Source organism: Candidatus Symbiopectobacterium sp. NZEC135, assembly GCF_025962695.1.
In genome coordinates, this window is the sequence record NZ_JAGFPF010000058.1 from 16,548 (window position 1) to 27,084 (window position 10,537).

Below are 10,537 nucleotides of genomic sequence, written 5' to 3' on the forward strand. Positions count from 1 at the left end.
CTGCAAAATTGAGCAACGCACCCATAACGGTGCAACACCACAGCGCAAAACACCTCTATGGCAGGATTCACTCTATTTCCCGCTGTTTTACAGCGTAATTCAGCAAAAACATCACTCATACCCCAAAATGCAGAGATAAAATCTGCCATTTTTTGCTATTGCGCTGGCGTGATTCTTGCTCAGTGGATATATCCCATCACGACGCAGGAAAGACAGACGATGACACCCGCATTCCATCTTCGCGATCAAAACCCTCTTGGCGATCAAAACGGTTTTCGTTGCGCATCGCGCATTCAGGAACTGGCGCAACACAGTCAGCTGCTGACGGATTGGGCACTGCGCTATGATCAGATCTCTCACGGGCGGTTTGAAGGTAGCCTCAAAGAGGCCTGGCTGGACGGCGTTCAGTTCTACCAAGAGCAACTGTCACAATCGGTGTTTCAACGCGGCCAGGGCCGCACGGGCACGCTCTGCCTCGGGGTGTTTAATGCGCTGTCAGGAGAAGCGCGTTGGATGGGAAACAGCCTGACGCCGCAGGACATTACCTGGTCCTACGACGGCGGCGAGCTGATGCTGCAAACGCCGGAAACCTCTTCGCTGCTGGTATTGAGCATTCCTCTGACGCTGTTATCGGATATCACCGATGAACTGCCGCACCGGGTCTACGCCATTCATCACGATGGCCTTGCCAATCGGCTGCGCGAACACATTCTGGCCATGTTGCACAGCGTGATGGAGCACCCGCTGCAATTTGCGCAACGGCAGGCACGGTTGCAATTTCTCAGCGATATCCGCGAGCTTGCCTTTGCCTTTTTCACTGCCGTCGGCACGCAGACCATCAGCGTGCGCCCTTCTCTGCAAAAGGCGCAACGCGTGGTCACCAAAGCACAGGATGCGCTGATGGCTCATCGCGATCTCCCGCTGACCATGGATGAGTTGTGCCAACTGACCCACACCTCACGGCGCACCCTGCAAAACTGTTTTGAAACGGTCACCGGCCAAAGCCCGGCAGTATTCCTGAAAAACATGCGGCTCAACGGGGTAAAACGCATGCTGGTGATGGAAGGGGAGTACGCGCAGATCAGCGAAATCGCCTCCAAGTGGGGCTTCTGGCATCTGTCGCAGTTTACCGCCGACTACAAACGCCTGTTTGGTGAACTGCCTTCTCACACGCGGCGAGCGGTCCATCATTTGATCTGAATGTGATGACTATTCGTCACATTCAGGTTTGCCAGATTTCGATAACGCACACGCCAGAACCCTTCATAGACTGACCATGAACCATCACGCAGGGGAACGGAACATGGCACAGCAATCTTCATCAGCGCACGCGCTACCCCAGACGGCATTGCCGCAGGGGAATCAACTCCAAAAAGGCAGCCTTGGCCTTTGGTCGATCATCTTTTTTGTTATTGCCGCCGCATCGCCCTTAACCGGCGTCGTCGGAGGTTTGCCCGTGGCCTTTATGGCAGGCAACGGCGCGGGTGTGCCCGGTGTTTATGTTCTGGCGGGTGCACTGTTGCTTATTTTCAGCTTTGGTTTTATCGCCATGAGCCGTTATGTGGTAAACGCTGGCGCGTTCTACGCCTACATTGCACAAGGCTTGGGCACCCACAGCGGCATCGCCGGGCTCGGCATCGCACTGTTAGCCTACACCGCCATTCAGCTTGCGGTCACCGCCATGTTTGGCTTTTTCTTCGCGCAGTTCGTGCAGATGCACACCAGTATTGCCGCACCCTGGTGGCTGTTCTCACTGCTGATGCAAGCAGCGGTCGTCGCGCTCGGCATTGCCAAGGTGGAGTTGGGCGGCAAAGTGCTCGGGGTATTGATGCTGATGGAAGTGGGCATTGTGCTGCTGGTTGATGCCGCCATTGTTACCCAGCCTATTGCTTTTGATATCAGCGCGTTTACCCCTTCTACCGTGTTTCATGGCGATGTGGGCATTGCGATGATCTTCGCCATTTGCTCTTTCGTCGGCTTCGAAGCGACCGCTATCTACTCGGAAGAGTGTCGGCAACCGGCCAAGATAATCCCCCGCGCCACGCTGCTCGCCGTGGTGCTGATCACCAGCTTTTTCGCCCTCTCCGGCTGGGCATTTGTGCAATATGCGGGCGCAGCTCACGTTGCCGACCTTGCCGCCAAAGACCCCGGGATGTTTGTGTTTACCGTCACCGAACAGGTGCTTGGCCCGTGGGCTATACAGGTGATGTCAATATTGCTGATCACCAGCCTGTTTGCGGCAACGCAGGCGTTCCATAACACGCTGTCTCGCTATCTGTTTGCCATTAGCCGTGATGGTTTGCTGTGGTCGAAAATGGCAAAAACCCACCGCGCGCACCAGACACCCTATATCGCCAGCCTGGTGCAGGGCGCGTTTATGCTGTGCGCCACCGCGCTGTTCGCCCTGGCGCAGTTAGACCCGATGGCGAACGTTTTCTCCTGGGCTTCCGCCTTGGGCAGCATGTCGATTCTGGTGCTGCAATTCAGCGTCTCGCTCGCCGTTCTCGCCTACTTCCAGCGTAACCCTTCACTGCCGGTATCACGCTGGAGCCGCCTTATCGCACCAGCCCTCTCTGCCCTCGGCATGCTGGCAACGCTGGCGTTAGTGGTCAATAACCTCGACGTACTGAGCGGCTCTTCTTCACCGGTGGTGTCATCGCTGCCCTATCTGGTGCTGATGGTGGCATTTGCCGGGTTTATGAGTGCGCACTTCCTGCGTCGATTGAGCCCCGAGCGCTATTCACGCATCGGCCAGATGGTCGAAACCCTTTAACGCCACGCAGATTCGTCCGTTGCCGCTCCGGCGGCAACGGCTCACCGTCATCTGATTTTATGGAGCACACCTAATGACAACACCCTATAACCACACCGATTACCGTTTTTGGCACCCAATGGCACACCCGAATGACTGGGCGGAACGCGAACCGCTGCGCATCGTAAAAGGCGACGGGCTTTACATCTGGGATGATAAAGGGCGCAAAATGCTCGATGGCTTCGCCGGGCTGTGGTGCGTCAACGTCGGCCACAATCGCCCGGAAGTCAAAGCCGCTATCACCAAACAGATGGATGAACTGGCTTACTACCAACTGTTTGACGGCGTCAGCCACCCGATGGCAGAAGCGCTGTCTAATCGCCTCATCCAAATGACACAGCAAGAAGATATGCGACGGGTGCTGTACGGCATGGGCGGCTCAGACGGTGTGGAAACCGCCCTCAAGGTGGCGCGTCAGTACTGGATTTTGCAAGGCAAGCCGCAGCGCACACGTTTTATCTCGCTAAAGAATGCCTATCACGGCGTACACATGGGTGGCACCTCAGTGTCTGGCCTGCCGATTTACCGTCTTAACTATGGCCCAATGCTGGAAGGCTGCACGCAGATCGAATCGCCCTGGCTGTATCGCAACCCGTGGAACTGCGATGACCCCGATACGTTAGGGAAATTGGTCGCCGAACAGCTTGAACGTGAAATTCTGTATTACGGCCCAGATACCGTCGCCGCCTTTATCGCTGAGCCCGTACAGGGCGCAGGCGGTGTGATTGTGCCACCCGCTAACTTCTGGCCGCTGGTGCGCGAGATCTGTGATAAATACGGCGTACTGCTGATCGCCGATGAGGTGGTCACCGGCTTTGGCCGCAGCGGGGCGATGTTTGGTTCACGCGGTTGGGGCGTAAAACCAGACATTATGGTGCTTGCCAAAGCCCTTACCGCCGGCTATGTGCCGCTGTCGGCGACCGTGCTCAATCAGCGTATCGAAGCGGCCTATCTGGACAACCGCGATGCACGTGGGTTATTGATGACGGGCTTTACCTATGGTGGTCACCCGCTGGCTTGCGCCGCCGGGCTGGCGGTGTTGGATATTGTTGAGCGAGAAAATCTGCCCGCCAATGCCGCACATCAGGGGGAATATTTGTTAGGTCAGTTGCTGCCGTTTGAGTCACGCTTCCGCTCCGTAGGCAACGTGCGGGGTAAAGGGCTGATGCTAGCGCTGGATCTGGTGGAGGACAAAGCGAGCAAGCGTTCATTAGCGCCGGATAACGGCCTGGCATTTCGCATTGCAGAAGCGGCACGTAACGCGGGGGCGGTGGTGCGCCCGGTCGGGCCAAAACTGGTGTTGGCACCACCGTTAACCATCGATAAAGCAGGCTGCGATACGCTGGTGCTGGCACTGCAAACGGCGTTTGAGAAGGAAGATAGATAGCGCGTTACGTAGAATATATACAGCGCCTGATTAAGTCAGGCGCTTCGCTTAGGCACTGGCAAGTACTGAGAACTGAAAACCCGTGGCATGAACGACACGGCGGAGAGTCTTCAACGTTGGATTGCCTGTCGCAGAGAGAGTGCGGTATAACGATTCACGTGAGACACCGGCTTTCTGAGCAACCATAGCCATTCCTCCTCTGGCTTCAACCACATGGCGCAGCGCAAGTAAAAAGGCTTCCTGACCGCCATCTTCATCCATATCAAGAAATGCCTGATGCAAATAGGCCTGAGCAAAGGCCGGATCGTCTCGGAGAGCATCCACCATGACATCGTCATATAAACGTTCTTTAGCCATACATCGCCTCTTTAAAGCCATTTATTTGCTCCGTGGAGTGGTCTTAACTTTCTGAAAATTTCCCAAAACTTCGTACAGAAATTTTTTAAAATTATTCCTCGGGGGTCTACTGCTTGAATTTAACACGCATAAATTAAACCCCTTGCGCTCCCTCAACGATAAAGCTATCGTCTACCAGCAACTGCAAAATCAGGTGCCAGGATTAGCCTCTTGAATAACATCACTGACGACACAAGCGCGCTTGCGTTTTGTATGAATTATAGATAACTCGTCATGCTCAGGAGGCTGCCTTATGGCTACAACCCCGACCCAGACTTACTCGTTACTCAATACGCCGTTTAGCGCCACCACGGATTTTACCGTTTTAGCCGATCACTGTGAGCGCTTCGCTGATACGTTGATAGAAAGCGACGCTCCCGCGCTCAAGTTGGCGCTATGTGGACGGCTTGCAGCTTGTCTTGCGTTGCTAAAATCCACGCTGAATGCACCGGTTCCACCGCATTTAATCGAAAGTCTCACCGTCGATAGCGTCCCTGCCACACGTTCTTATTTTGAGCCGGATACAGAATCACTCTGCGATTACTGCATAACGTTGGCACAGTTAGTGACGCAGCGATCGCTATCGTTAGAAGAGGAACGGACGTTGATTGGGTTGCTGGCGGAACTGATCTGGCTTTTTTGCGCAGAACTCAAAGCCCCGCGTTGGGTGCGGACGGAGAACGGTGTGGAGAGTATCGGGATAAACAGCAGAGAGAGTCGGTTACCGAGATAATGTCTGTTCCCCTCCACTTATGCGGAGGGGAACAAAAACCACTGGCCTAAAAGCGCTTACTGCAATACGGAAATATCCGCCACTTTCAGGAACAGGTTACGCAGTTGATTAAGCAGCGTCAGACGGTTCAGGCGCACGCGTTCGTCTTCTGCGTTAACCATCACCTTATCGAAGAAGTTATCAACCGGTTCACGCAGTTCGGCCAGTTCCGCCAACGCGTCCTGATAACGCCCTTCAGCGAACCACGGTGCCAGCTTGCTTTCCAACGCGATAACATAGGTGGCCAGTTGCACTTCCTCTTTCTCTTTGAGCAGAGCAGCATCAACGTTGGCGTTCAGCGTATCCGTGGCTTTCGCCAGAATGTTAGACACACGCTTGTTGGCCGCAGCCAGCGCGGTGGCAGCCTCCAGCGAACGGAAGTGGCTCACCGCTTTCACGCGGGCATCAAAATCTGCCGGGCGAGTCGGGCGACGGGCCAGTACCGCCTGAATGGTGTCCACGCTATGACCTTCTTCCTGATACCAGGCGCGGAAACGGCCCAGCATGAATTCGATCACGTCATCGACCACGTTAGCGTTGGTCAGCTTGTCGCCATACAGACGTACCGCTTCTTCCGTTAGCGTTTGCAGATCGAGCGGCAGCTGTTTCTCAACGATAATACGCAGCACACCCAGCGCAGCACGGCGCAGCGCGAACGGGTCTTTATCCCCTTTCGGGTGTTGACCGATACCGAAAATACCCGCCAGCGAGTCCATCTTGTCAGCGATCGCCAATGCGCAGGCAACGCCTGATGCAGGCAGTGCATCCCCGGCAAAACGCGGCTGATACTGTTCGTTCAGGGCAACGGCAACGTCTTCGGCTTCGCCGTCGTGACGCGCGTAGTGCATCCCCATTACGCCCTGGGTGTCGGTAAATTCGAACACCATGTTGGTCATCAGGTCGCACTTGGAGAGCAAACCGGCGCGTTTTGCGTGTTCAACATCGGCGCCAATCTTCTCAGCCACCCAACCCGCCAAGGCCTGAATGCGATCGGTCTTGTCGCGCAGCGTACCCAACTGCTGTTGGAACAGCACGGTTTGCAGACGCGGCAGATGATCTTCCAGACGTTTTTTACGGTCGGTGTTAAAGAAGAACTCGGCATCCGCCAGACGTGGGCGCACCACTTTCTCGTTACCCGAAATAATCTGCTGCGGATCTTTGGATTCAATGTTGGCAACAAAGATGAAATTCGGTAGCAGCTTTCCGGCGTTGTCATACACCGGGAAATATTTCTGGTCGCCCTTCATGGTGTAAACCAGCGCTTCAGCAGGCACTGCCAGGAATTTCTCTTCAAAGCGCGCGGTCAGCACCACCGGCCATTCCACCAGCGAGGCCACTTCTTCCAGCAGGCTTTCGCTCAGGTCGGCATTACCCCCAATCTGACGTGCAGCCGCTTGCGCATCGGCTTTGATCAACGCCTTACGCGCTTCATAATCGGCGATAACCTTGCCGCGCTCCAGCAGGATGCTCGGGTATTGGTCAGCGTTATCGATGGTGAATTCGGGTTCGCCCATAAAGCGATGGCCGCGCACGGTGCGAGCGGATTCAATGCCCAGCACCTGACCGGGGATCAGTTCATCACCCAGCAGCATCGTTACCGTATGCACCGGACGCACAAACTGCGTCTCTTTATCACCCCAGTGCATCAGTTTCGGGATCGGCAGTTTCGCCAGCGCGTTAGCGACCATATCCGCCAGCAACGCCTGCGCGCTGCCGCCTTTCACCTGCGCGCGATACAGCAGCCACTCGCCTTTGTCCGTCGTCAAACGTTCTGCCTGATCGACAGTGATACCGCAACCGCGCGCCCAGCCTTCAGCCGCTTTGGTTGGTTTGCCCTCAGCGTCATACGCCTGAGCAATCGCCGGGCCACGTTTTTCGACTTCACGATCCGGCTGTGCGGCACTCAGTTGCGCCACTTTCAACGCCAAACGACGCGGCGCGGCAAACCAGCTCACGTCGCCGTGTGTCAGTCCGGCATTATCCAATTCAGTGGTGAAGTTGGCGGCAAAGGACTCCGCCAGAGAACGCAGCGCCTTTGGCGGCAGCTCTTCCGTGCCGATTTCCACCAGAAAAGTCTTGTCAGTCATCGCTGTTAGCTCTCTTTCTTGTTACACATCGGGAAGCCCAGCGCTTCACGGGAAGCGTAGTAGGCTTCGGCCACCGCTTTGGTCAGCGTGCGAATGCGCAGGATGTAGCGCTGACGTTCGGTAACGGAAATGGCTTTGCGCGCGTCCAGCAGGTTAAAGCTGTGCGCCGCTTTCAGAATACGCTCGTAGGCAGGCAGCGGCAGCGGCTTTTCCAGCGCCAGCAGCTGTTGCGCTTCTTTCTCGTACTGCTCAAAGCAGGTAAACAGGAAATCGACGTCGGCGTATTCGAAGTTATAGGTGGACTGTTCCACTTCGTTTTGGTGGAACACGTCACCGTAGGTGGTTTTACCCAGCGGACCATCGCTCCACACCAGGTCATAGACGCTGTCTACGCCCTGAATGTACATGGCCAGACGCTCCAGACCGTAAGTGATCTCGCCGGTCACCGGCTTGCACTCAAGACCGCCCACCTGCTGGAAGTAGGTAAACTGCGTGACTTCCATACCGTTCAACCACACTTCCCAGCCCAGCCCCCAGGCACCCAGCGTCGGGTTCTCCCAGTTATCTTCCACGAAACGAATATCGTGGATGGTTGGGTCCAGCCCCAGCGCTTTCAGCGAACCGAGATACAGTTCCTGAATGTTGTCCGGTGACGGCTTGATGATGACCTGAAACTGATAATAGTGTTGCAGGCGGTTCGGGTTTTCCCCATAGCGACCGTCGGTAGGACGACGCGACGGCTGTACATAGGCAGCAGCAATAGGCTCTGGCCCCAGCGCGCGCAGACAGGTCATCGGATGAGAGGTGCCAGCGCCGACTTCCATATCCAAAGGTTGGACAATGGTGCAGCCTTGGCGAGCCCAGTAATCCTGCAACGTCAGGATCAGGCCCTGGAAGGTCTTGGTATCAAACTTTTGCATGTCAGATTCACGCGATACATGTGGATTTATATGGAATGGGCCAGTATACCCTCTGAGTGCAAGATATACAGCCAGAATGCTGCAACAACTTCACTTCAGCGGCACTTTATTGATGTTGAGGTCAGTTTCGCACGGCGCGGTCCATGACGGGCCGCGCCCATCGGCTCAGGCGGTGAATACCGTTTGCAGCATTTTCAGGCTCAGCACCAGCAGCAATGCAGCAAAGATCTTTTTCAGGGTAGCCACCGGCAAACGATGCGCCAAACGCGCACCAAACGGCGCGGTAAAGAAGCTCACCGCCGAAATCAGCAGCACGGCAGGTACGGAGACATAGCCCAACGTGTAGGCAGGCATCCCCGCCGTGGACCAGCCGTTAATCATATAACCCAGTGCCCCCGCCAGCGCGATAGGCAGCCCCACCGCCGCCGACGTGCCAATCGCCTGCTGAATGCGCACATTACACCAGGTCAGAAACGGCACGGTGAGCGATCCTCCGCCAATCGCCACCAGCGCGGAAATACCGCCGATAATCAGCCCCGCCAGCGACACCCCCGCCACGCCCGGCAGTTGGCGCTGCGCTTTCGGTTTGATGTTGAGCACCATCTGCAATGAAACATAGGCCATAAAGCAGGAAAAGAAGATAGCCAACGCCCGTGTAGGCAGCAGCGTCGCCAACCAGGTAGCGGCAAAGGTTCCAATAAGGATAGCAGGCGTAATACGCAGCACCACGGGCCATAGTACCGCCTGATGTTGGTGATGGGTGCGCAAGCTGGAGATCGCGGTAATGACAATCGCCGCCATTGAGGTGCCCAGCGCCAGATGCACCAGATGCTCACCTTGTACACCCTGTGCAGCAAACAGTGCCGTTAAAATCGGCACCATGATACCGCCACCGCCAATCCCCAGCAGCCCCGCCACGAACCCGACAACGCCGCCCAACGCCAGATAGGCAACGATCCACTCAATAGCCATGTGCTTCCCCTTCCCCGCTTGCAATGTGTAATAGTGTATAAACTGTGCAGTGCCTTTCACGCGCCGATCTTATTGATTTCTTGTGAGCACGCACACAAACAGCTGGTTGCATATACAGCTTAATTTTGCCATGATCGTGATTGAAACGCGCTTATGTTTAGCAACATCATGATGAAATGACAACTTGATGAAACTGCAATAGCCTGCGCTTATTACAGAAGCGCCATACGCCACAGGAACGCGACCATGAACCGATGCGCATGGGTCACCCAAGACCCGCTTTACCTCGATTATCACGATACGGAGTGGGGCAAACCGTGTAAAGAGAGCGTCAAACTGTTCGAACTGCTGTGTCTTGAAGGACAGCAGGCCGGTTTGTCATGGATAACGGTATTGAAAAAACGGGAAAACTACCGGGCGAGCTTTCATCAGTTTGATCCTAAACGGGTGGCAAGCATGACGCAGGAAGACATCGAGCGCTTGTTACAAGACAGTGGCATTATCCGTCATCGCGGCAAGATTGAAGCCATCATCACCAACGCGCGCGTCTGGTGTGATATGGAAGCGCAGGGCGAATCGTTTTCCGATTTTATCTGGTCTTTCGTTAATCACACGCCGTTGGTCAATAGCCCCAGCACGCTGTCCGATGTGCCCGCTAAAACGGCCGTTTCCGATGTCATGTCAAAAGCGCTGAAAAAACGCGGCTTCAAGTTTATCGGCTCCACCATCTGCTACGCCTTTATGCAAGCCGCGGGGTTGGTCAACGATCACACTACCGACTGCTTCTGCTATCAAGAAGCCGCGCGTGATTAGGAACTACCGGCCAGAGGATCTGGCCCTCCTCCTCCCCCTGTGGTTGGAAAGCACAACCCGCTCGCACCCGTTCATCAATCCAACCTATTGGCAAGAAAGTGAACCGCTGGTGCGCGAGCAGTATCTGCCGAATGCGGAGACCTGGGTTTATGAGGTTGAAGGCACGATCGTTGGTTTCATCAGCGTGATGGAACAACGTTTTGTCGGCGCACTGTTTGTCCATCACCGTTGGCATGGCAAAGGCGTGGGTGCCGCGCTGATGACCCATGTGCAGCAGCGCTTCCCGGTGCTGAGTCTGGAAGTGTATGAACAAAACCTGCGCGCCTGTGCCTTTTACCAGAAGCAGGGCTTCTCCCCGGTAAAACGCACGTTCCCCGC

10 protein-coding genes are annotated in these 10,537 nt (G+C 55.5%); 6 read left to right on the forward strand and 4 right to left on the reverse strand.

All coding sequences use genetic code 11. The features are described from left to right. The first annotated feature begins 219 nt into the window (after positions 1–219). The 3 genes from J5224_RS19830 (at position 220) to J5224_RS19840 (ending at position 4,199) form a co-directional block, all read left to right on the forward strand. Positions 220–1,200, forward strand: coding sequence for a helix-turn-helix domain-containing protein (locus tag J5224_RS19830; RefSeq protein ID WP_264626986.1), 981 nt, complete (start codon positions 220–222; stop codon positions 1,198–1,200). A 103-nt stretch (positions 1,201–1,303) separates the two neighbouring features. Beyond that, positions 1,304–2,773, forward strand: a complete 1,470-nt coding sequence (locus tag J5224_RS19835) for an APC family permease (RefSeq protein WP_264626987.1) — start codon at positions 1,304–1,306, stop codon at positions 2,771–2,773. Positions 2,774–2,846: 73 nt separating this feature from the next. After that, positions 2,847–4,199 carry an aminotransferase class III-fold pyridoxal phosphate-dependent enzyme gene (locus J5224_RS19840; RefSeq protein ID WP_264626988.1) on the forward strand — a complete coding sequence of 451 codons (1,353 nt, stop codon included), beginning with the start codon at positions 2,847–2,849 and terminating at the stop codon, positions 4,197–4,199. Positions 4,200–4,247: 48 nt separating this feature from the next. Here the strand turns inward: J5224_RS19840 and J5224_RS19845 are convergent, their stop codons facing one another. Continuing rightward, entirely contained in the window at positions 4,248–4,556 is a 309-nt protein-coding gene (locus tag J5224_RS19845) for an addiction module antidote protein (RefSeq protein WP_264626989.1), read from the reverse strand. Positions 4,557–4,848: 292 nt separating this feature from the next. Between J5224_RS19845 and J5224_RS19850 the strand changes: the two genes are divergently transcribed. After that, a complete protein-coding gene (locus J5224_RS19850; protein ID WP_264626990.1) occupies positions 4,849–5,328 on the forward strand; it encodes a hypothetical protein in 480 nt (159 codons plus the stop codon). Between the two features lie 56 nt (positions 5,329–5,384). On the opposite strand, the gene glyS is transcribed toward J5224_RS19850, so the two are convergent. The 3 genes from glyS to J5224_RS19865 form a co-directional block, all read right to left on the reverse strand. Continuing rightward, entirely contained in the window at positions 5,385–7,454 is a 2,070-nt protein-coding gene (gene glyS / locus J5224_RS19855; protein WP_264626991.1) for a glycine--tRNA ligase subunit beta, read from the reverse strand. Positions 7,455–7,459: 5 nt separating this feature from the next. Continuing rightward, positions 7,460–8,374, reverse strand: a complete 915-nt coding sequence (gene glyQ / locus J5224_RS19860) for a glycine--tRNA ligase subunit alpha (RefSeq protein WP_264626992.1) — start codon at positions 8,372–8,374, stop codon at positions 7,460–7,462. A gap of 165 nt (positions 8,375–8,539) precedes the next feature. Then, positions 8,540–9,346, reverse strand: coding sequence for a sulfite exporter TauE/SafE family protein (locus J5224_RS19865; protein ID WP_264626993.1), 807 nt, complete (start codon positions 9,344–9,346; stop codon positions 8,540–8,542). Between the two features lie 246 nt (positions 9,347–9,592). On the opposite strand from J5224_RS19865, the gene J5224_RS19870 reads away from it, so the two are divergent. Together J5224_RS19870 and J5224_RS19875 are read left to right on the forward strand one after the other, a co-directional pair. Further along, positions 9,593–10,159 (forward strand): DNA-3-methyladenine glycosylase I, encoded by a 567-nt coding sequence (locus J5224_RS19870; RefSeq protein ID WP_264626994.1) that lies wholly within the window; start codon positions 9,593–9,595, stop codon positions 10,157–10,159. Beyond that, the coding region (locus J5224_RS19875; protein ID WP_264626995.1) for an N-acetyltransferase at positions 10,152–10,537 on the forward strand (386 nt) is incomplete at its 3' end. The genes J5224_RS19870 and J5224_RS19875, both read left to right, overlap by 8 nt.

What these genes read in the sequence shown, in the direction of transcription:
- J5224_RS19830 (WP_264626986.1), top strand. Translation starts at nt 220, where the DNA reads ATGACACCCGCATTCCATCTTCGCGATCAAAACCCTCTTGGCGATCAA.
- J5224_RS19835 (WP_264626987.1), top strand. Translation starts at nt 1,304, where the DNA reads ATGGCACAGCAATCTTCATCAGCGCACGCGCTACCCCAGACGGCATTG.
- J5224_RS19840 (WP_264626988.1), top strand. Translation starts at nt 2,847, where the DNA reads ATGACAACACCCTATAACCACACCGATTACCGTTTTTGGCACCCAATG.
- J5224_RS19845 (WP_264626989.1), bottom strand. Translation starts at nt 4,556, where the DNA reads ATGGCTAAAGAACGTTTATATGACGATGTCATGGTGGATGCTCTCCGA.
- J5224_RS19850 (WP_264626990.1), top strand. Translation starts at nt 4,849, where the DNA reads ATGGCTACAACCCCGACCCAGACTTACTCGTTACTCAATACGCCGTTT.
- glyS (WP_264626991.1), bottom strand. Translation starts at nt 7,454, where the DNA reads ATGACTGACAAGACTTTTCTGGTGGAAATCGGCACGGAAGAGCTGCCG.
- glyQ (WP_264626992.1), bottom strand. Translation starts at nt 8,374, where the DNA reads ATGCAAAAGTTTGATACCAAGACCTTCCAGGGCCTGATCCTGACGTTG.
- J5224_RS19865 (WP_264626993.1), bottom strand. Translation starts at nt 9,346, where the DNA reads ATGGCTATTGAGTGGATCGTTGCCTATCTGGCGTTGGGCGGCGTTGTC.
- J5224_RS19870 (WP_264626994.1), top strand. Translation starts at nt 9,593, where the DNA reads ATGAACCGATGCGCATGGGTCACCCAAGACCCGCTTTACCTCGATTAT.